The sequence below is a fragment of the Robbsia andropogonis genome, assembly GCF_034047095.1.
In the GTDB taxonomy this organism is placed as follows: domain Bacteria; phylum Pseudomonadota; class Gammaproteobacteria; order Burkholderiales; family Burkholderiaceae; genus Robbsia; species Robbsia andropogonis.
Genome location: NZ_CP139170.1, coordinates 1,750,624 through 1,770,283 on the forward strand (window position 1 = coordinate 1,750,624; position 19,660 = coordinate 1,770,283).

20 protein-coding genes are annotated in these 19,660 nt (G+C 56.5%); 11 read left to right on the forward strand and 9 right to left on the reverse strand.

The window, feature by feature from the left end; all coding sequences use genetic code 11:
- Positions 1–94 precede the first annotated feature (94 nt).
- The gene (gene istB / locus SJQ66_RS21325) at positions 95–862 is read right to left on the reverse strand and encodes an IS21-like element helper ATPase IstB (RefSeq protein WP_320534308.1); all 768 of its coding nucleotides are present in this window, start codon (positions 860–862) and stop codon (positions 95–97) included.
- A 17-nt stretch (positions 863–879) separates the two neighbouring features.
- The gene (gene istA, locus SJQ66_RS21330) at positions 880–2,415 is read right to left on the reverse strand and encodes an IS21 family transposase (RefSeq protein WP_046154529.1); all 1,536 of its coding nucleotides are present in this window, start codon (positions 2,413–2,415) and stop codon (positions 880–882) included.
- A gap of 314 nt (positions 2,416–2,729) precedes the next feature.
- On the opposite strand from istA, the gene SJQ66_RS21335 reads away from it, so the two are divergent.
- From SJQ66_RS21335 to SJQ66_RS21380, 10 genes are all read left to right on the forward strand, one after another.
- Complete coding sequence (locus tag SJQ66_RS21335; RefSeq protein WP_320535305.1) at positions 2,730–5,141, forward strand: DNA polymerase; 2,412 nt, start codon at positions 2,730–2,732, stop codon at positions 5,139–5,141.
- A 12-nt stretch (positions 5,142–5,153) separates the two neighbouring features.
- Positions 5,154–5,978, forward strand: a complete 825-nt coding sequence (locus SJQ66_RS21340) for a hypothetical protein (RefSeq protein WP_320535306.1) — start codon at positions 5,154–5,156, stop codon at positions 5,976–5,978.
- A gap of 2 nt (positions 5,979–5,980) precedes the next feature.
- Positions 5,981–6,925: a phosphodiesterase gene (locus tag SJQ66_RS21345; protein WP_320535307.1), complete on the forward strand. Its 945-nt coding sequence runs from the start codon at positions 5,981–5,983 to the stop codon at positions 6,923–6,925.
- Entirely contained in the window at positions 6,888–7,316 is a 429-nt protein-coding gene (locus SJQ66_RS21350) for an endonuclease domain-containing protein (RefSeq protein ID WP_320535308.1), read from the forward strand. The genes SJQ66_RS21345 and SJQ66_RS21350 overlap by 38 nt, the downstream gene beginning before the upstream one ends.
- A gap of 17 nt (positions 7,317–7,333) precedes the next feature.
- Entirely contained in the window at positions 7,334–8,155 is an 822-nt protein-coding gene (locus tag SJQ66_RS21355) for a ribonuclease H-like domain-containing protein (RefSeq protein ID WP_320535309.1), read from the forward strand.
- A 527-nt stretch (positions 8,156–8,682) separates the two neighbouring features.
- Positions 8,683–9,048: a dATP/dGTP diphosphohydrolase domain-containing protein gene (locus tag SJQ66_RS21360; RefSeq protein WP_320535310.1), complete on the forward strand. Its 366-nt coding sequence runs from the start codon at positions 8,683–8,685 to the stop codon at positions 9,046–9,048.
- Entirely contained in the window at positions 9,048–9,638 is a 591-nt protein-coding gene (locus SJQ66_RS21365) for a metal-dependent phosphohydrolase (protein WP_320535311.1), read from the forward strand. Before SJQ66_RS21360 ends, SJQ66_RS21365 begins: the two co-directional genes overlap by 1 nt.
- A complete protein-coding gene (locus tag SJQ66_RS21370) occupies positions 9,635–9,868 on the forward strand; it encodes a hypothetical protein (protein WP_320535312.1) in 234 nt (77 codons plus the stop codon). The genes SJQ66_RS21365 and SJQ66_RS21370 overlap by 4 nt, the downstream gene beginning before the upstream one ends.
- Entirely contained in the window at positions 9,865–10,890 is a 1,026-nt protein-coding gene (locus SJQ66_RS21375; protein ID WP_320535313.1) for a DNA cytosine methyltransferase, read from the forward strand. Before SJQ66_RS21370 ends, SJQ66_RS21375 begins: the two co-directional genes overlap by 4 nt.
- Before the next feature lie 6 nt (positions 10,891–10,896).
- Positions 10,897–13,287 carry a DNA-directed RNA polymerase gene (locus SJQ66_RS21380; RefSeq protein ID WP_320535314.1) on the forward strand — a complete coding sequence of 797 codons (2,391 nt, stop codon included), beginning with the start codon at positions 10,897–10,899 and terminating at the stop codon, positions 13,285–13,287.
- Between the two features lie 5 nt (positions 13,288–13,292).
- Here SJQ66_RS21380 and SJQ66_RS21385 read toward each other — a convergent pair whose 3' ends face one another.
- Together SJQ66_RS21385 and SJQ66_RS21390 are read right to left on the reverse strand one after the other, a co-directional pair.
- On the reverse strand, positions 13,293–13,637 hold the full coding sequence (locus tag SJQ66_RS21385) for a DUF1493 family protein (protein WP_320535315.1): 345 nt from the start codon (positions 13,635–13,637) through the stop codon (positions 13,293–13,295).
- Positions 13,637–14,065: an STM2901 family protein gene (locus SJQ66_RS21390; RefSeq protein WP_320535316.1), complete on the reverse strand. Its 429-nt coding sequence runs from the start codon at positions 14,063–14,065 to the stop codon at positions 13,637–13,639. The genes SJQ66_RS21385 and SJQ66_RS21390 overlap by 1 nt, the downstream gene beginning before the upstream one ends.
- Positions 14,066–14,171: 106 nt before the next feature.
- Here SJQ66_RS21390 and SJQ66_RS29775 point away from each other — a divergent pair, with 106 nt between their 5' ends.
- On the forward strand, positions 14,172–14,366 hold the full coding sequence (locus tag SJQ66_RS29775; protein ID WP_407691567.1) for an AlpA family phage regulatory protein: 195 nt from the start codon (positions 14,172–14,174) through the stop codon (positions 14,364–14,366).
- Here SJQ66_RS29775 and SJQ66_RS21395 read toward each other — a convergent pair.
- From SJQ66_RS21395 to SJQ66_RS21415, 5 genes are all read right to left on the reverse strand, one after another.
- A complete protein-coding gene (locus SJQ66_RS21395) occupies positions 14,308–15,594 on the reverse strand; it encodes a tyrosine-type recombinase/integrase (RefSeq protein ID WP_320535317.1) in 1,287 nt (428 codons plus the stop codon). The two genes, SJQ66_RS29775 and SJQ66_RS21395, sit on opposite strands and share 59 nt — an antisense overlap.
- A 516-nt stretch (positions 15,595–16,110) precedes the next feature.
- Positions 16,111–16,854, reverse strand: coding sequence for an SDR family NAD(P)-dependent oxidoreductase (locus SJQ66_RS21400; protein WP_024902319.1), 744 nt, complete (start codon positions 16,852–16,854; stop codon positions 16,111–16,113).
- Positions 16,855–16,862: 8 nt separating this feature from the next.
- Positions 16,863–17,609 carry an SDR family NAD(P)-dependent oxidoreductase gene (locus tag SJQ66_RS21405; protein ID WP_024902320.1) on the reverse strand — a complete coding sequence of 249 codons (747 nt, stop codon included), beginning with the start codon at positions 17,607–17,609 and terminating at the stop codon, positions 16,863–16,865.
- A 296-nt stretch (positions 17,610–17,905) separates the two neighbouring features.
- Positions 17,906–18,391 carry a RidA family protein gene (locus SJQ66_RS21410; RefSeq protein WP_024902321.1) on the reverse strand — a complete coding sequence of 162 codons (486 nt, stop codon included), beginning with the start codon at positions 18,389–18,391 and terminating at the stop codon, positions 17,906–17,908.
- A gap of 656 nt (positions 18,392–19,047) precedes the next feature.
- Positions 19,048–19,524 (reverse strand): hypothetical protein, encoded by a 477-nt coding sequence (locus SJQ66_RS21415; protein WP_320535318.1) that lies wholly within the window; start codon positions 19,522–19,524, stop codon positions 19,048–19,050.
- Positions 19,525–19,660: the final 136 nt, after the last annotated feature.

Below are 19,660 nucleotides of genomic sequence, written 5' to 3' on the forward strand. Positions count from 1 at the left end.
TTGTGCGTATTCCGGCGAACGTGACCGCTGATTCCGTTATCGTGACCGATTGCGCATGGAATGGTGTTACGCGTTCAGATTGTAGAGGTAGCGGTCACGATGGGTCGATATTTATCTCCTTTTCAGGTGTTTTGACGGCGCCCTGGCGCAGCGAGTCGCCGCTGAGAGTGAAGCGATGATTTCGCTGCATGATGCGGTCAAGTATGGCGTCTGCAATGGTCGCGTCACCAATCCAGGCGTGCCAGTGTTCGATGGGAAGTTGGCTGGTGATGATGGTGGCGCGGGTGCCGGCACGATCGTCGATGATCTCCAGCAAGTCCGAGCGTGTGGCACTGTCGATCGTCCCCATGCCCCAGTCATCGAGGAGCAGAACGTCGGTCTTGGCGAGTTGCAACAGCCATTTGCCGAAGACGCCGCTGCCGTGACGGATGCGCAGTTCTTCCTGTAAGCGCGGCACACGTTGATAGAGCGCCGAGTACCCGCGTCGACACGCGTACTGCGCAAGCGCACAGGCGAGCCAGGATTTGCCTGCTCCTGTCGCCCCAGTAATCAACACGCTGTGCCCGGCGCTGACCCAATCGCCCAGCGCCAGGCTGAGCACCGCGCGGCGATCCACGCCTTTGCTCGGACGGCTGTCGATATCTTCAATGGTGGCTTGGCCGTACTTCAGCCGCGCCTGTTTCAGTAAGCGTGCCAGTTTGCGGTCATTGCGTGCGTGGATCTCGCGATCGACCAATAAGGCCATACGCTCCTCGAAGCTCATGTCCGTCATGCCCGGCTGGGTCATCTGGTCCTGTAGTGCATCGGCCAGGCCATCAAGCTTTAAGGCACGCAACTGCGTCAGTGTGGTGTGCATCATCATGATCCGTATCCTTTGCTTTATTGGTAGTAAGACGGGCCGCGCACATGCGCGTGATGCGGACTGACCCAATCACTCGGTGGCGTGCCATAGGTAGCGACGCTTGTCTGATCGCGCTTGTTCACCAAGATGTCGCGCACATGTCGGTAATGACATGTGCCGAGTTGGATCGCTAATGCGCAGGCCGTCTCCAGACGTGATTTACCGTAGCGCCGAGCCAAGGACAGCAAGCCCAGACACGCCCGGTAGCCATGCTCGGGATGACGGTGCTTCTCCAGCAATCGAGTGATGACGGTGCCGGTGGCAACGCCGATCTCCTCACCCCAATGCAACAGGCGCTTCGGCGTCCATTCCAGGTGCGCGCGATGGGCCGCCGGAAGGTGCTCCGGCACGGTTGTGATGCCACCCGCGACGCTAGAGCGGACATGGCTTGCAACGCGTTGCCCACGATGCAGCAGCTCGATCCCCGCTGCTGTCATGCGCGCCTCCAGCACCAATCCCACCAGCGCGTGCGGCACGCTGTAGCGATGATCGTCGATGCTGACGTGGTAATCCACCGGCACGCGCACGTGCTTGAAGTGGGCCAGCTCGTAACGCTGCATCGGCAACGGCAGCAACGCTGGACGGTCTATCGCCTCAAAGGTGCTGGATCGACTCCCTGGTAGCTTCTGGAATAATTTGGCATTGAGTTGTGCCAGTAACGGCGCGATGGCGACGTTGACCTCGGCGACGCTCGTAAAGGCTTGATGGCGCAGGCGCATCATGATCCAGCGCTCGACGACCTGCACCGCAGACTCGACCTTCGCCTTGTCCTGCGGGTGATAGGGCCGCGCTGGCAGCACCGAGGTGCCGTAGTGGCGGGCAAAGTCGAACACCATGTCGGCCGCCCGTGGCTCGTACCGGTCGGGGTCGGTGATCATCGCCTTCGGGTTGTCGGGGATAATCAATTGCGGCACGCCGCCAATGAAATGCAACGCCCGCGTCGTGCCTTCCAACCAGTCTGCCATGCTCTCACGCGGTGTGGCCCACGCGAAGGTGTAGGAAGACGCGCCCAGCGCGGCGACGAAGACATGCGCGCGGGTGCCGTCTGCCAATGCGATGGTTGGTCCGGCGAAGTCGATGAACAGCTTCTCGCCTGCGCGGTGGATTTGCCGCATCGAACGCTTGAGCCGCTTGGCGAAGCACTTCAAATTGACGCAAAACTGCGAGTATTGATAGGTGGGCTCGCCTGGATGCGCCTGGCGGTACTCCTCCCAGAGCAACATCATCGTCATGCCTTTGCGCCGCAGTTCTTGGTGCAAACGGCCATAGTCCGGCTGCACGCGTTCGCGCTGGCAATTCGGGCCGACCAGAATACGCCGTTCGAGTTCGACCTCGTCACAGGCCTGCACCGTGGGCCAGTCGAGCCCGGCAGCGGCGGCCAGCCCCACGTACTTGGTGACAACGCCCTTGGAGAGCCGCAAGGCAGCGGCAATCTGTTCGTGCGACAGCCCAGCGTCGAGCTTGAGCCGCAATACGTCCTTGATCTTACGCATCGTAATCCTTGGCGCGGGCATGCTACTCCAGACGAAATCTGGAAAGCGTACCCTCGCGAAATAAGGTTAGTCGCGTAACACCATTCTGATGCTGTATGACGCCGGTCCGGCAACGTGACCGACGATTCCGGTATCGTGACCGGTCATTCCGGCCACTCACCCAAATCGGTCACGTTCAATCATATTGACCGGTCACGTTGAAACGGAACCGTCGGTCACGATACCGGAATGACCGGTCACGATCGACCGGAATACCCACTATTGGTGGGAGCGTGCAGTAGCAGCGTGGATTTGGTCGTGAATAACTAGACCGGCATAAGCCGGCAGGAGTGTGTATGTACTGTGTATGGGACGCAGAGACCAGCACTAAGACGTATCTCAAACGCAAGGCATCCCCGTTCCTGCCGGATAACTACCCGGTGGCGAACGGATGGAAGCGAAAGGACGGGACTGTAGTAGGCGAATACTTCGGCAGAGGTCCCCGGCCGTTCGACTGGTTCACTAAGCTACTGAAGGAAACAAAGCTGTTGGTCGGCCAGAACATTAAGTTCGATTTGCTGTACGCCCTTCGAGAGCCGCAGAACTTAGAAGCCTGGATGGACTGGGTTTCGGCGGGCGGGAACGTGTGGGATGTCCAGCTAGCCGAGTACCTGTTGCGGGGTATGGAGCCGACTTCGCACATGCTGTCGATGGATGAGATGGTTCCAGTCTACGGAGGTGACCTCAAAATTGACGAAGTTAAGGCACTTTGGGAAGCCGGTGTAGACACCGTCGATATCGATCCCGACTTGCTGATGCGCTACCTGTGCGGGACGCATGAAGGGAACTGGAAGGAATCGGACCCGAAGGAACGCGCGCACGGCGACATTGGTAATACGGAACTGATATTCAAGGGACAGCTTGAGAAGGCGCGGAAAAAGGGGCAAGTTAAGTCGATCCTGCTAAATATGGGCTCGCTGTTGTGTACCGTGGAAATGGAGCGCAACGGCATGTTCGTAGATAAGCCGCTGGGCCTGAAGCTGGCTGATGCACTTCGCGTCAAGCTGGAGGCAATAACTACCGAGCTTAGGACGTACCTGCCAGACGAATTGCCGTTTGATTTCAATTGGTCTAACCGCTATCACCTGTCTCCATTGATCTTTGGCGGCCGGATCAAGTATGAGAAGCGGGTAGAGACGTTAGACGAGGACGGCAACAAAACGTATTTCCAGAAGGACGAGACGCATTACGTCCTGGAAGACGGTAGCACGGTCGAGTGCGCATGGTACGAGCACATAGACGAGACGGACGGCTGGCCCGAGGCAAAGGCAAAGGTTCTGTTTAAGGCGGGCAAGAACGCCGGACAGGCCAAGACCAAAAAGGTAAAGGTTCCGGACCTTGGGCGAGGCCCGAAGACGGCAATGCGGGACTTTTTCTATGAATTCCCAGGCCACACCGAACCGCGTGACGAATGGAAAAGCAGCACAGAAGGCCTGTACTCAGTAGCCGAGGACGTCATTACCGCTCTCGGAAATCGGAATATCCCATTCCTGAAGACCCTAGCCAGTGTTGCAAAGCTAACGAAGGACTTAGGGACCTACTACATCACCCTGGATGAAAAGACGGGTGAGTACAAGGGGATGCTGACGCTTGTTGGCATTGACGGGATTATCCACCACAGCATTAACCACACGAGCACGGTTACGGCGCGGTTCTCGTCGTCCAATCCGAACCTTCAGAACGTTAGCGGTGGATCGGTAGACGAGAAGACAGGGGAAGTTAGAGGCTCGCAGATTAAAACGGTCTTCGTCTCGCGGTGGCGGGAAGATGGCCAAATCGTGCAGTCGGACTTTACGGCGCTGGAGATTTACGTTCAGGCGATCCTTACCAAGTGCCGCAACCTGATCGAGGACCTGATAGCGAAGCTGGACATGCACTGCGTACGGGTGTCTCAGAAGGAGGGGATTCCGTACGAGGAGGCTTACCGGCGTTGCGTGGTGGACGAGGAGCCGGAATGGAAGAAGAAGCGGAAGGGCGCTAAGGAATTCTCCTTCCAACGTGCCTACGGTGCCGGCGTTGCTGCGATTGTAGATAGTACCGGCATGAGTAAGGAGGACGTAGAGGCGCTGGTAGAGGCCGAAATGAAGCGCTATCCGGAGCTTGCGGAATACAACGCTGCAAAGATGGACCGCATCAAAGCATCACGCCGGCCGACTGGGAACATTCAGCAGCACCCGGAAATCGCGGGCCTGAATTGCCAGCTTGGCAAGGGCTTCAGCGTCACGCCCGATAACAAGGTGTATTCGTACCGCGAGTCGCCTAGTCCGGCCTGGTCGATTAAGCGGGGCGGTATGCCTCAGAGCTTCAGCCCGACCGAAGTCGCGAACTATGAAGTACAGGGCACTGGCGGCGAATTCGCCAAGGCTGCAATGTGGTTATCGATTCGGGCGTTCTACGCGCGGCGTAACTTCGATCACAAGGCATTACTCGTGAACCAGGTTCACGATGCTCTGTATTCGGATGCTCATAAGTCAGTGATGTTCGAATCGTCGGCGTTGCTGCACGCCTGTATGTCGGCCGCCTCTGACTTTATGGAATGGTATTTCTCGTGGCCTATTCCGGTCCCTGTGCCGAGCGTGACGGTACATGGCGATAACATGATGCAAGAGAAGGGATTCGGGGAGGGATTCCAGGAATTAGCGGACAAGTTCCGCATTGAGTTGCGTAACACCTATATGGGCGGATACACGCCCAGCTACCTACAATAAAAAGAAAAGCAAATGACGAAAGCACAAGACCTCCAAGCCAAGATCGCAGCAGCCAAGGCCGTATCGGCCGACTACAACGAAATCGTAAAGGGTGCGGGCAGTGAACCGCCTGCCGCTGGCGAAACGCCCATGCGTCTGGTCGAGTACGTGGAACTCGGTAAGCATGAGGGCGAGTGGGAGGGTAAGAAGAAGATCAATACGAAGGTCGAACTTGTATTCGAGTTGATCGGCAAGAAGCACCCGCCAAAAGAGTTCGACGGCGTCAAGTACCCGGTGACTATCCGCGTTACGGAGAACATCGGCCAGGGCGAGAAAAGTCAATTCCGCAAGCTGTTTGCCATGATGAACTACAAGGGCACTGCGACCACGATGGTGGAATTCCTGGGGGAGCCGTTCCTGGGTACGGTGTTCCATAGCAAGTCGAAAGACGGCAAGATGACCTATGCCAATCTGCGCGACGAGAATGGCTATCGTGTCGGCCGGCCGTCCCGTGAAGACCTGGATACCGGCGAGCAAGTCGCGGTCAATGTTGGCCCCGCACTTACGGAGTTGAAACTGTTCGTATGGGCTACAGCGGATATGGACGACTGGAACGCGCTCTATGTCGAAGGTGAGTACGAGGAGCGGAAGGACGATAAGGGTAACGTGACGTCGCCGGCCCGTTCCAAGAATCGCCGACAGGAGCTGATCCGTAAGGCGCTGAACTGGAACGAGTGCGCAGTGCATGACGCGGTGGAGGCGGGCGGCCAAGAGGTGCATATTCCGGATGACGATGTGACGGATCAGATTCCGGCATCGACGGGCGGCGCTGCGGCCGATCCGCTGGAGGCCATGTAAGAGTGCGCCCCGGCCTAGCCGAGAAGATCGCGCGGGCCGCCCAGGAATCGCCCCAGTTCGGTAAAGGTACTTTCCCCGGCTTGGTAGCGGGGCGGGTGTTGCACCTGGACGGTGATTACATGGCGTACTTCTGCGCGGGGAACGACGACACACTTCCAGGCCGCGCACGGTCCAACGCAATGGAACGCATCGAGACCACGCGGATTATGAGCGGGTCGGAGTCGGTTGTCGTCCACCTTTCTGCGTCGGGCTGCTCGAAAGCGCATCGGTATTTGATTGCCACAGTGAAGCCGTACCAAGGGCATCGTAACGGCCGGAAGCCAAAGAACTGGCTATACCTCCGGGAAGTCCTGGAGCACTACGAAGGTCCACGGTTTCGGCCCAAGGTATGGACGACACGGGAAGCCGACGACGGGATGGCGTACTGCGCTGCGAAGGGCGATATCGTCATTTCGACCCGTGACAAGGATATGCGCATGCTGCCCGGTTTGCATATCAATTGGATTAGCCAGATTCTAACGGAGGTGCCGCGAGGTGCCTATGACGTGATCGGGGCCGATGAGTTGCAGTACGGGCTTAAGTGGTTCTACCTCCAAATGCTCCAAGGCGACACCGCCGACCACATCCCCGGATTGCCCAAACTGTTCGGGCAGGCGTGCGGCGATGCACGGGCGGAAAAGTACCTAGCCGGCACGACGTGCAAGGAGGAAGCATACGACCGAGTACAGGCCGCATATGCGGGTCACTACGGCGATAGGTGGCCTGATGCTCTGGTAGAACAAGCGGGCCTCCTCTGGCTGCGCACGGACGCCCAGGCCAGTATCGGAAACGTCGCGGAGGCTTTCCCCGCATGCCCACATATAAGCGGCGCACTCGAAAGATTGCAAAGCCGCGTGGAGACACAACTAAGTGACCTCGCAGCAATCCAGCAGCGCGCCCTTGCGTAAGCTGAAAGCAACGGAGCTTGCCGCCTGGCGAGCCCAGCAAATCTCAGAACAAGACGGTAAGTGCCCCATCTCCGGATGGTTTATCGGAGTAGACAAGGCCGCCGCCGACCACTGCCACAAGACCGGCATGATGCGGTCCACGTTAGCGAACTGGGTCAATTCGAATCTTGGCCGTATCGAGAACGCGGCTACTCGAATCGGCGGCGGAGTTCACGTCCCGACATTTCTACGGGCGTGCGCTGCCTACATCGAATTTTGGGACGAGAACCCCAGCAACGTCTTTCACCCTTCGCACAAGTCGCCCGAGGAGAAGGCCGAGGCCGCACGGATCAAGCGGAACGCAGCAGCACGTAAGAAGCGAGCAGCCGCCAAGGCCGCCGTACAACAATAACAAGACGGGAAGACCGCATGAAAGTAGCAACACAAGTACGACGACAGCAGACCAAGCGGCCCCGGATCTTGTTCCTAGACATCGAGACATCGCCGGTTCTTGGCTACGTCTGGTCCCTCTGGAAGCAGAACGTCGGCCTGAATCAAATCCACAGAGAGTGGTGCATCCTTTCGTACTCGGCGAAGTGGCTGGGAGATGACAAGGTTCTGTACGAAGACACGTTCCGACAGCGCAACCGGGAGGACGATAAGCGTCTCGTCCGCAAGCTGTGGCGACTCATGGATGCCGCCGATATCATCGTTGCGCAGAATGGCGTCAAGTTCGACGTGAAGAAGATTCAGGCCCGGATGATCCTCCAGGGCCATCCGCCGCCGTCGCCGTTTAAGGTCGTGGACACGATGCTGGAGGCGCGAAAGCATTTCGGTTTCACGTCCAACAAACTGGAGTGGCTTACCGACAAGCTGTGTACCAAGTACAAGAAGCTGAAACACGGCAAGTTTCCCGGCTTCGAACTTTGGAAGCAGTACCTTGCTGGCAACCAAGAAGCGGCCGACGAAATGGCGAAGTACAACAAGTACGACGTCCTCTCGTTGGAGGAGCTTTATCTGGTTATGCGTCCGTGGATGCAGGGTCATCCCAACATCGGGAATTACAGCGATGCGGCCGGCGAGGGTCCGAAGTGTCCGCATTGCGGTAGCGAGAACGTCCGCCGTCGCGGCCTGCGTTACACGCAAGTTGGCCAATACCCGCGCTACCACTGTGGCGAGTGCAACGCCTGGAGTCGCGGCCGTCTGACGACGAATAGCAAGGCACACAAGGCGAACCTGCTTATCTCCTAGTGGGTCGCGAAAATTACGATAATCCCTGAAGACGCGTTGCTCTGGTGCGACAGGCAATTGTGGAATGCCGTGAACAATCGTTAACAAAAGAGTGAGATTGTGGTGACGCCTGATTAACAAATCGCGCGCACGTAAGGAGCCTTGGAAATAATTTCCTTGTCTAAGGCTTTTGTGGGTCCGTGGGCTTTATCATATGGGTGTTGATCCGCTACGCGGGCAACAAAAACCCACCTAGAGACCCGATCAAAGTTGCTAGGTGGGATTATAAAACCCTGCTTAGACTTACGAAACATGCACATCGACCCGCACGTCGTAATGGGTGCCCTCTATGTGGCACTTGGTGTTACGCAATTAGTATGCGCTCACTATTCAGGATAGCGACAATCGCAGCCTTCTACAACGTCTCGTTGTAGTTAAGTGATATAACCAACAAATTCCCGTATCCGTGCGGGAATTTCACCGCCTCGCCTCTCGAAAGAGACGCGGGGCTTTCGTGCTTCCAAAAACAATAAGACCAGGAATCCTACATGGCAATCGGAACCGGAATGAAACATGACGGCGGTAAGCCGCGTTTCTCCCTGCTACGCTTTGGCTGCGCTGCTGCATTGGAAGGCATTGCCGGCGTGCTTACGTTCGGCGCAAAGAAGTACGCGGACCACTCTTGGAAAACGGTAGATCAGGGTTTCGATCGCTACTGGTCCGCGATGGAGCGGCATCTGAATGAAATTGCAAAGCACGGGCCAAACGCAAGAGACGAGGAGTCCGGCCTGCTGCACATTGACCACGTTAATACCAATGGCCTTTTCTTGGCCGAGTTGATCCGCAAGGAGGACGCCGAGGGCAAGCAATTGGAAGCGATGGCCGACGATTTCAATAAGGGGAGCCGCGCCTAATGCAACCCATCATCCTGACCGCATCCGGTGCGTACTTCGACCTCGTCGCCCCCAAGCCGGAAATGATCCGCATCACGGACATCGCCCGCGCGCTGTCCCGCATCTGCCGTTTCACCGGCCACACATCGGAATTCTATTCAGTCGCCCAGCACTCGGTCGCGGTTAGTCATCTCGTGCCGAAACAATATGCGCTGCAAGGATTGCTCCACGATGCAAGCGAGGCGTACCTGGGCGACGTATCGAGTCCGCTGAAAGCGATCCTGCCAGAATACAAGGCACTAGAGCGGAACGTTATGGCAGCGATCACGCTACGGTACGGCCTGCCTCTCGACCTGCACGAGTCGGTGAAGAAGGCGGATCTTGTGATGCTGGCTGCCGAGAAACGCGACCTGATGTTTTATGACGCGGGTAGTGACTTCTGGCCTTGTCTTTATGACGTCGAGCCGCGTACGGAGTGCATCAGACCGTTAGGCTCGGATGAGGCAGAGCGTGCATTCCTAGCGAGGTTCCGGGAGTTGACCGGACAAGCGGAGCGGAACCCGGCCGGGTATGTGCTGACCGGGGTGTGTTCGTTCGGGGGCATCCGATGATTGGCAAACACATCCGACCTGATCCGAACACCACGCCGAACCGTGCGGCCGAGTGCATTGCCAAGGCTGCATACAGCAGCTTTTACGACTTGATCGCCATTGCCTTGGAGACAGGCAACCCGAAGCAGGCAGTAACGCGCCTTGCTGAGGCCGGTGAGTACATGGGCCTAGCTGACTTGAACGCACTCCGACGCGAACTGGAGGCAGACTATTACGAGTTCACTCTATGACCTACGCGTATTACAACGAGATTGACCCGTACGCGGCTGCATGGCTGAGGAACCTAATAAGCGCGGGACACATCGCGCCGGGGGTAGTTGATGAACGCAGTATTGAAGACGTCCGACCAGACGACTTACGAGAATTCACACAGTGCCACTTCTTCGCCGGAATCGGCGTTTGGTCCCACGCGTTGCGGCGGGCAGGTTGGTCAGACGATCGACCTGTTTGGACCGGTTCCTGTCCGTGCCAACCTTTCAGCGCGGCAGGCAAAGGAGTTGGGTTTGCTGACGAGCGGCACTTGTGGCCCGCTTTCTTCCACCTCATCAGCGAGTGCAAGCCTGCAATCGTGTTTGGAGAGCAGGTTGCGAGCAAAGACGCAGACGCTTGGATCGACCTTGTACACGCTGACGTGGAAGCCATGGGTTACGCCTTCGGGTGTGTCCCGTTCCCGTCTGCGGGCGTCGGTGCGCCGCACATCAGAGACCGGGCGTACTGGGTGGCCGACGCCGCAGACGTCGGACAGCACGGGCGGAGGTCAGGCAAAGCGAGCAATGGGAGAGACGCGGCACGGATCAAACCTGAACGACTTTGCCCTGTTGGCAGGTTGGGGGACGCCGACAGCGAGTGTGCCGGGTGGAACCGCAGAGATGGCGCTGGAACGGAAACGTCAAGCAATCGCGAAGGGCCACAACATGGGCCTGTCTGTGACAGCGCTTGGGTGGCAAGCGGAGTTAGCGGGATGGCCGACGCCAACGACGACAGACGCGAAGCGGGGCGGACTTCCGCCACGGCCACACGATACAGGAATCCCATTGACGCAAATGGTGGCCTTGACGATGCCGGCCCGACTAACGGTTTCTGGCGAGATGCTGATTGGCTCGGATGCCGGGATGGCAAGTGGCGGCCAGTTGAACCCGGCACTTTCGCGCTGGTTAATGGGGCTCCCGCCCGAGTGGGACGACTCCGCGCCTACGGTAACGCGATCAACACCGAAGCCGCGAAAGTCTTCATAGAGGCTACTAACTTATAGGTCCGAATGGAAAGCATTGCAGCGTACGCGGCCCGCCGCACACAAGAAGTAAATAACGATCAGGCCGGCATCCCCGCTGTTCGTCCGTACGCCCGCCGGCACGTCGCCGCGCTGCAAGACGACGGCCAAGCCGGTAAGGTCCTCCGGCAACTAATCCGCGAAGCGCAGTCGCAACGCAAGATCGATAGCGAGGATGGGCTTGCGCAGTACGCACAGGCTATCAATGTCGCGGTGCTCCAGGACGGCCTGGACGCTTTCATTGACGCGCTAGCGACGGCGAAGAAAACAAAGCGGAAAGAGTCGAAGGTAGAGCACTCCGGCGCAAGCAAGAATCCCATTAATAGCTTGTCTGTTGTCGACCAAGCGACGGCCACCTGGGAAACGGTCGTAGCGATGTCGGGCCGTATGGCGAATCCGGACCGGCCGCTGTCCTGTCAGGCGATGTCCGAGCGAGTAGGGAGCCGTCTGCGTAATCTGCTCCAAGGTGCCGAGCCTTACGGCGAGCTTGGATACGCCCGCGCCGGATTGGTCCTGATGCGGCATTTCTGCCGGACGACAGGCTGGGTAGAGCAGCGTAGCGGCGGATATCGCGCGATGTCGGCTAAGCGCAAGCCGAATACTTTTGGTTTCACTGATAAGTTTTTCCAGGAAGTCCTGGGCGGGAGCATGGCAGCCGACTTTTCCGAGCGGCGTCCGATGTTGGTTAGGCCGGTGCCCTGGTCGCCCTCTGCAACGCATGGCGGGTATTTGCACAATGCTGTCACTGCGATCCGGGGAAGCAACCCACCAATTAAGGCACAGCCGATTGTCGATGCGCTGAACTCACTCCAGGCCACGCCGTTCAGAATTAACCATCGAATTCTGGCAGTCGCCGGGACGTTTTCGGTCAATGCCGAGGAGCCGGACGGCAAGGTTATCCGAGGACACTATATAGAGGAGCGTTTGGACCTGGCCGACAACATTGTCCGGAGCCGGACTATCCGGAGTGCTCTGACTATCGCAGCAGCCCGCGACCTAGCCGACGAGGAGGAGTTTTACTTTCCTTGGAATCTGGACCACCGGGGCCGGATGTACCCGGCGACGAGCATCATGTCCCCGCAGGGTTCCGACCTCTGCAAGGGCCTGCTGGAATTTGCCGACGGCACAACGCTGGGCGAGGACGGCGCGGCCTGGCTGGCTATTACGTTGTGTAATCTAGCCGGCGCAGATAAGGGCATAGTCTACGACGGCGACGCACCCCGGATGCAAACACGGACCAAGCTGGAACGGGTCCAGTGGACGTTAGACCATGAGGCCGAGATTCTAGCTGTCGCGGCAGACCCTCTATCTAATAGAGCATGGCACCTAGTCGGCGGCTTCGGCCTGGAGAAGATCAAAGGCGGGAAGCGGGTCCAATCCAAGATCGACAAACCGTGGCAATTCCTGGCCGCCTGTCTCGAATACGCGGAGTACCTGGAGCAGGGCAGCGGTTTTAAATCCCGCCTAGCCGGAGCCTTAGACGGAAGTTGTTCGGGTGTGCAGATGCTTGCCGGGATGACGCGGGATGCATCGGCCGGCGCAATGGTCAATTTGACACCCACGGAGCGAGGAGACGACTACTACGGCCGGATGGCTGCGGCCCTGACTGCTAGGCTGTGTGACCGGGTCGATACCGCAGACCAAAAGGAAATGGGCCGCCTCGAATTCTGGGCCGGTCACACGCTAGACCGAGACCTTCTGAAAGCCCCCAGCATGACGAAAGTCTATTCCGCTGGCACCTACACGTTCGGGGAGCAAATCCAGAAGAAAACCGGGGCATCGGATCACGACTGCCTTTGGCTGGCTGCACGGATCAATGAATGCTTTGACGACGTCGCACCGGGCATGCTGGCTGCAATGAATTACCTTCAGGCTGTGTGCGACGTTTTGTCGCGGGAAGGTTTGCCGCTGCGCTGGAAGACCCCGGCCGGCTTGGAGGTGGAGCAGGCACGAGTAAAGACGCGCGAGGTGCCTATTCGGATAGGCTCTATCGAGGACGGCAGGGACGAGTACGTCTTTCTGGTAGATACCGAGGACTTATGCCCGAAAAAGCAGCGAGCCGGTGTGTCGCCTAACTTTGTCCACGGCGTCGACTCCTCGCACATGGTCATGACGATCAATGCCCTCGCTGCTGCCGGCGTCCGTAACTTCTGGATGATTCATGACAGCTTCGGAGCACCATTCGGGCAGTGCGACACTGTATACAAGGAGACGCGCGAGCAATTCGTGTCACTGATGTCGTCGGACCTACTGGCCGCCTGGACGGCGGACGTAACGGCCTGCCTGGACGAGCAAAGCAAAAAGAAACTGCCCCCGTTGCCGGCGTATGGTTCGCTGGACCTAGAGGCAGTTCGTGGTTCTACTTTCGCGTGGCTATGACTCGCTCACTTTACCGAGCTATCAAACTTCCCAGTAGCGATTGCCTTTTCCAGCGTGCCGAGTATCAACGGTTCACGTTCACTTTTTGCCCGCGCTTTCTTCGAGAAGATAAGCGGGATGAAAGCGAATAAATTGAGGCCTTCTTCATAAAAGTATCTATGCGGGTTGTAATCCCCTGGGTTTACATCGAACTTTTTGAAAAAGCTTTCCATGAAGTCGGTAGCCTCGTCGCCGTCCAGATGTAGGTCATCTATAAGCGCACTGTCCCGGCTAATCGGCTTCTTCCCCGGAACAAACCCACTTTCTTTTTCTACGAACGCATACAAGCGGTTCCATGCGTCATCAGCCATTACAACACCCGATCTTGTGGAAGTACCAAAGAATTGTATCGCGTGATGGTGTGAAACAGGATCTGTGCGCCGTCGATTCCTGTCAACACCCAACCAAAGACGGGCACCGCCCTGCCAACAAACACGTCAAGTCTGTGCGTCATAAAGACCCGCATCTTACGCACGCTGCCCCAAGTTAGAGTAGGAAGGATTCGTCTGCTGTAGGTTTTATTGATATATCTGCGGCTGATTTTCGATGCGACCGATGTTCCCCATGTCGTACCACCCGGCTTTTGTCGAGTAGGGAGCAGGTTTTGGCCTAACAACACAAGAGACACCGCCGTCACGTCTTCCACGCCGAAGTGGTGGCATGTCTCCTCAACTGCAATCACAAAGAATAATTGAGTAGGGGTTAAGGTCTCGTTTTCGTAACGGTAAAGATCAGTCATTTCTCGCGCGGATACGATTAAATTAGGAAAAAGTATCATATTTCCCTTGCTAACGACTGTCGAATAACAAGAATAACAAGAGGACTACATGGCCCGAGTATTGAGAATGAAGGACCTGCCGAACAAGGTAGGCCTTAGCGAACCGCAGATTTTCAAGATGATGAGGGAGGGAAGTTTTCCGCGTTCCTTTCGGCTAACCGAGAGCGCTAGCGGGTGGCTGGAGTCGACAGTGGACGCTTGGATTATTGAGCGGTCGCAGGATCTGACCGTGCCTGTTGGTCAGCCTTCTTCGGGTTCGTGAAGCAGTACTTTTCCCATTCCTGCATGAGTGGCCGTCGTCGGTCTAGCAAATCACCACGACGATAGGCCGCTTCTACTTTGTTCTTGACCGTGTGTGCTAACGCGGCCTCGACTACCTCCCCAGCATACTCCGTTGTCTCTGCGGCCCAGTCGCGGAAGGCCGAGCGGAAGCCATGCACCGTAATACCCTCAAATTCCCCTCGCATTCCCTTCACGAGTTCCAACATAGCCATGTTCGAAAGGCTATGCCTACCCGCCGCGAGTTTCTTTCGCTGGCCGGTAAATAGATACCCCATCCGGTCGTCGTCGGGAATATTCGCGATCATCATTTGGGCAATTTCACAGGCCCTAGGCGACAGTGCAACCCGGTGCTCCTTCTTCGCCTTCATGCGCTCGGCGGGGATGACCCAAGTAGCCCCGTCAAGGTCGAATTCATCTCGGCGAGCCTCGATAACCTCCCCGGTGCGCGCCGCCGTCAAAATCGTGAATTCCAGGGCGGTCGCTGATGTACTCGGCCGGTCCCGTAGCGCAGTCATGAATTCGTACATCTTGTCGAAGCCTAGAGCTTCATGGTGCTCTACTTTCCGAACGCGCGAGGGCGAAGGCAAAATTTTTTCTAAGTGGCCTTTCCATCGGGCCGGGTTATTCGCCGTTCTCAGACCGCGAGCGATCGCCCAATCGATTATGTTCTCGATCCGTCCACGGACCCGCGTAGCCGTTTCCGTTTTGGTCGCCCAGATTGGTTTCAAGGCTTTTAGCACCTGGTCCGTTGTCACGCTCTCGACAGGCGTACTTCCGAAAACCTCGGCTGTGTATGTCTCGATGGTGTTGGTCCATTGGTCCACATGCTTCGGATTTGCCCATCCCGGCCGCTGAATCTCGATGTATTCCTTTGCTGCCATAGCGAAGGTGACGACCTCTGACTGTTCTACCGTAATCGCCTTGATAGCCCGTTGCCTGTCCCGGTCGGCTATTGGGTCCTCGCCACGCTCCAGTACGACGCGAGCAGCAGCGGCACGCGTACGGGCGTCGGACAGGCTCACCGTAGGGTACGCTCCGAGACCCATTTCCCGTGACTTACCGGCGAGCATGAACCGGAATATCCAACTACGCGAACCGCTCTTAGTCACCTGTAGGTACAGGCCGCCGCCATCGCCATAGCGACCTACGTCTGTCATCTTCGAAACGCGCGCTGCTGATAGCTGGTGTAGCGCTCTTGAGCCTGCCATTTTAAAATCCTCCGCCGAACCTTTTAACCCACAAATCAACCCCCAAATGATAATTTAACTGGCGGAGAGTTTGCAATAGTCCTGGATAGTGATTTCGAATGGAAGCAAATAGAATCAATGGCTTGGTGAAAGTTTGGGATAGTTGTGTATTGTGGGTTGGATGTCATTCTGGCGGACCGTCTCTCCGCCAGAATACCTTCACATTCAACTAGTTACGAATGCCAGCGTAATGACAGGGTGTGTATAAGGGGACAAAAAGGCGTCTAAATGACAGCTTTTTTGCCCCTTTTTCTTGTAATCCCCGAACATGGCAACCGCTTTGCCGCCTGCCGCTAGTGCGGCTTTTGTGATCCATCGCCCGTACCGCTCTTCCGGCATCTTCATCAATGTAAGCGTCCATCGCCGGCATCTTGCGGGATGTGTCGTTACGGTGTGTGTCGGACTGTTGATCAGCGGCACGGCGGAAGTGCCTATTTAAAAAGTAGGTGCCCCCTAGAATAGCGACATCTTGCTCGATTATTCGAGGAAATTGCCTGCGTGGCGACCGGCAGTCCAGCCGCCGTCACATGTTAAAACACTGCCCGTGACCAGCGAAGCGTCGTCAGAGAGGAGAAACGCAACGACGGCCGCGATTTCTTCTGGACGGCCTCTTCGATTTGTCGCGTGAAACGACGTGATCTCGTCTCGCAAGAATTGCAACTCCGGCTGATTCAGATGACTAACGCCTTCTGTTTCGATGTATCCGGGGCATATCGCGTTAACACGAATGCCAAGCCGCGCATAATCAAGGGCCATTGTCTTGGTGAGACCTATTACGCCAGCTTTGGACGCGGAGTACTGCGTTGCTCCAGTCAGCGTCTGCAGGGCAACGACACTGGATAAGTTGCAAATGGCGCCAGAACGCTGTTCGACCATCACTTTGAGACAGTGCTTCGAAAGCAGAAAGGTGCCGGTCAAGTTCAAGTCAATAATCTTCGACCATTCGCTTAATTCCAACTGATGAGCATGGCCGCCACCGCCACGGCCGGCGCAGTTCACTAGTCCGTCAATTCGCCCGTACTTCTCAAAGACTTCCGCTACGCCCTTCGCCACTGAGGCTTCGTCCGTTACATCTACGGAGACATAATCGGTGGGCCGGTCTGGCGCCGGAGTGGTCAAGTCAAAATTGATAGCGCGCGTATTCTCAATCGCATTGAAGCGGTCCACGCATGCTTTTCCGATGCCGGAACTACCCCCGGATACAATGATAATCTTTTCCATTTCGCTCCTTAACGTGCACTAAATCCGCCGTCGACCATGACATTTGTTCCCGTGACGAATGTCGCATCGGATGCACTTAGCCAAAATACTGCACTCGCAATCTCATCCGGGCGTGCAATCCTTCCTAAAGGATGGCTTTGCGCCAGACTGGCCTCAAGATTTGGATCGTTTGCAATCATCTTTTCTTGCATTGGCGTGTACGTCGCACCGGGACTGACACAGTTCACTCGCACGCCGGCCGGCGCGACTTCGAGGGCAGCCGACTTGGTCAACCCTATCAAGGCGTGTTTGCTGGCGACATATGGCGCGATGCCCGGCATTCCGACTACGCCGCCGATTGACGAACAATTGACGATAGATCCGTGACCCTGCGCAGACATGATCCGCATTTGATGCTGAAGGCAGAGGAACGTCGCGCTCAAATTGACGTCAAGCACACGGCGAAGTTCAGCCAGCGATTGATCGGGGATATTTGCGGGCGTACCAAGAATTCCAGCACAGTTGAAGGCAGCGTCTAAGCGTGAGTAGCGCGATGTGATATCGCCGAAAACTTGCGTGACTTGTTCCGGATCAGTGAGGTCCGCTTCATAGAAACTATGGAAGCCGCCGCAGCTGTTCAACTGGCCTTCGATGCGTTCGCCAGCCACTGCGTTGCGGCCGATGATTGCAACATCCCACTCGCGCTTTGCGAAATAGAGCGCCGTTGCTTCGCCGATGCCTGACGTCCCGCCTGCTACAACTAAAACGTTTCTCATTGCATCTCGTTTGAAAATATAAAGCCGGATTCAGTTAGCCTGCCTGTCGGCGTTAAATCTTATCGGTTTTCAACCCTGGTGTCGCGGTATTGAGAACGGTGGCGCGCAAACGCTCCCGACTTCCATTTGCGAAATGCTGTGTATTTATACAATATCATTCACTTCTTCATGCACATTTCGAATTTGCGATTGCTGGTCCGGCTTGGTTGGACAGGGACGCGTGACCGCGTGCGGTTTAGTGCGCACGGCGCGCGGGGACGACGATGACACATTGATCCATATCCGCAAAGTTTGATTTAGGCTGTGCACGAGCCGATCTTGAAAATACAGTCCACTTCGACCGAGGCGCCCTTAGGCAATTGCAAAACGCCGATAGAGGTCCGTGTGTGCACACCCACGTCGCCCAGAACGGAATGCAACGCGTCAGATGCGCCATCGGCGACTTCGCTTTGCATCGTAAAGTCCGGCGCGCTACGGACGCATACTGTAATACGTGGCACCGCGGATACCGCATCGAGCGTCCCCAAGGCTGCTTTTACAAGTGCAAGTGCCCGAAGCGTTGCCGTAGCGGCTGCCCGACGAGCGTCATCAAGCGAGATTGATTCGCCGACGATGCCAACAAAGTGAACGACGTCACCTATCCGAGGTATTTGACCGGCGACATAAGCGACGTTCTCATCGATCAACACCGGTGTGTACTTTCCCCCTACCTTGATTTGCTCTTTCAAATCGAAGCCAAGTTCGATTGCTAAAGCTTGTAGCTTTTCGTCTTTCGTTTTCACTTATCGTGTTCCTTTTCACACGCAAATAGAATGTTCCTGGACTTGCACGCGTGCCTAGACTGTTGTCGGCGGCCTGTTGACGGTCAACTATAACTGAAATCCCATAGCAATTCTGATCTGGCCGGCTGCGTAAGACCATTCAGCGCCAACAAGGGGGATGGCTGCAATCACACATAATGGATGGCAGATTTAATTGCAGGAAGCGATTGCCGCGACAATGCCTCTGGTCTATACCGTGGGTGAATGCATCGATCTGCAATCGTCAACGCCAACCATGTCATGACTTCGTTGCCGCTGGCTTGCCGCGTGGTCAAAGCACTTTTCTGAGGCCGGGTAGAGGACGTCAGCCGCAATTTGAAAGCATGCTTTGGCATGCCCAAAAACACCCATTGCGTGGAACCCGGTTCCATAAAAGGAAAGCCTATTTATCGACAGATAAGAATCGGAGCGATGATCGAAGAACTCAGCAAGTCGTGGTGAAAGAGGGATACGCATTTTGTCGAATTGGTACAAGACTGCTATTTCAAAAGCATTGTGGCATTAATGCTGCGTACCGGTGACGCAGCACCTATTAGCGAGCTATTTTGGGACGATGCGCCCAGGTTTGATATTCGTATGCTTCGGTTCGTTGAAAATATGAAAGCGCTCAGTCTGTGTTAATGCAATGAGGTGATACACTTGCTTTGCATTACACGCGTTATCCCAGCAGGCCAGTATAAGCCGCAGATAAACAGCTGCATCACCCCGAACATGCCCCGCATCACGGCGAGTAAATACATCCATCGCGCGATCCTGCGTGCCATCGACGGAGAATAATGCATGATGCAACAGTCGCGGTTCTTCATACGTGCCGCGTTTATTGGAATAAACGCGGCATCTGCGATTACCATGGCGACGGCACAAGCCGAACCCATGAGTGCGTGGCGTGCATTTTCTGGTTCGGGGGTCGCATTTGTCTTACCTCCGACAGGCTCACGCCCCATCTTGCTGACGGCATCAGAGGGATCGAAAGGTCCGTTGATCTCGCTGTTGAATCTGGAGAGCGCACTTTGTGTCGCGCATGCCGGATCGTCTACTGCTTTGCCACCATTTTCGGTAAATGGTACTTTGTTGCCTTTCGTTGAGGACTGCATCAATGGTTCTACCGTCGAACGACCGGCAACCGATCAAGGTGAAGCGTTTTTGCGTGGCGCTGCTCGTAGCGGGGAGGCCATTACAGTTGACGATGGGCAGGGCGCAGTGTTGCATTACCCGCCAGCTGATTTCGCG

Excerpts from the sequence above, each read along its gene's own strand:
- SJQ66_RS21405 (WP_024902320.1), bottom strand. The coding sequence starts at position 17,609 with ATGAGAAACGTTTTAGTTGTAGCAGGCGGGACGTCAGGCATCGGCGAA.
- SJQ66_RS21340 (WP_320535306.1), top strand. The coding sequence starts at position 5,154 with ATGACGAAAGCACAAGACCTCCAAGCCAAGATCGCAGCAGCCAAGGCC.
- SJQ66_RS21375 (WP_320535313.1), top strand. The coding sequence starts at position 9,865 with ATGACCTACGCGTATTACAACGAGATTGACCCGTACGCGGCTGCATGG.
- istB (WP_320534308.1), bottom strand. The coding sequence starts at position 862 with ATGATGATGCACACCACACTGACGCAGTTGCGTGCCTTAAAGCTTGAT.
- SJQ66_RS21390 (WP_320535316.1), bottom strand. The coding sequence starts at position 14,065 with ATGACTGATCTTTACCGTTACGAAAACGAGACCTTAACCCCTACTCAA.
- SJQ66_RS21370 (WP_320535312.1), top strand. The coding sequence starts at position 9,635 with ATGATTGGCAAACACATCCGACCTGATCCGAACACCACGCCGAACCGT.
- SJQ66_RS21335 (WP_320535305.1), top strand. The coding sequence starts at position 2,730 with ATGTACTGTGTATGGGACGCAGAGACCAGCACTAAGACGTATCTCAAA.
- SJQ66_RS21415 (WP_320535318.1), bottom strand. The coding sequence starts at position 19,524 with ATGCAGTCCTCAACGAAAGGCAACAAAGTACCATTTACCGAAAATGGT.
- SJQ66_RS21395 (WP_320535317.1), bottom strand. The coding sequence starts at position 15,594 with ATGGCAGGCTCAAGAGCGCTACACCAGCTATCAGCAGCGCGCGTTTCG.
- SJQ66_RS29775 (WP_407691567.1), top strand. The coding sequence starts at position 14,172 with ATGAAGGACCTGCCGAACAAGGTAGGCCTTAGCGAACCGCAGATTTTC.
- SJQ66_RS21400 (WP_024902319.1), bottom strand. The coding sequence starts at position 16,854 with ATGGAAAAGATTATCATTGTATCCGGGGGTAGTTCCGGCATCGGAAAA.
- istA (WP_046154529.1), bottom strand. The coding sequence starts at position 2,415 with ATGCCCGCGCCAAGGATTACGATGCGTAAGATCAAGGACGTATTGCGG.
- SJQ66_RS21360 (WP_320535310.1), top strand. The coding sequence starts at position 8,683 with ATGGCAATCGGAACCGGAATGAAACATGACGGCGGTAAGCCGCGTTTC.
- SJQ66_RS21365 (WP_320535311.1), top strand. The coding sequence starts at position 9,048 with ATGCAACCCATCATCCTGACCGCATCCGGTGCGTACTTCGACCTCGTC.
- SJQ66_RS21380 (WP_320535314.1), top strand. The coding sequence starts at position 10,897 with ATGGAAAGCATTGCAGCGTACGCGGCCCGCCGCACACAAGAAGTAAAT.
- SJQ66_RS21355 (WP_320535309.1), top strand. The coding sequence starts at position 7,334 with ATGAAAGTAGCAACACAAGTACGACGACAGCAGACCAAGCGGCCCCGG.
- SJQ66_RS21385 (WP_320535315.1), bottom strand. The coding sequence starts at position 13,637 with ATGGCTGATGACGCATGGAACCGCTTGTATGCGTTCGTAGAAAAAGAA.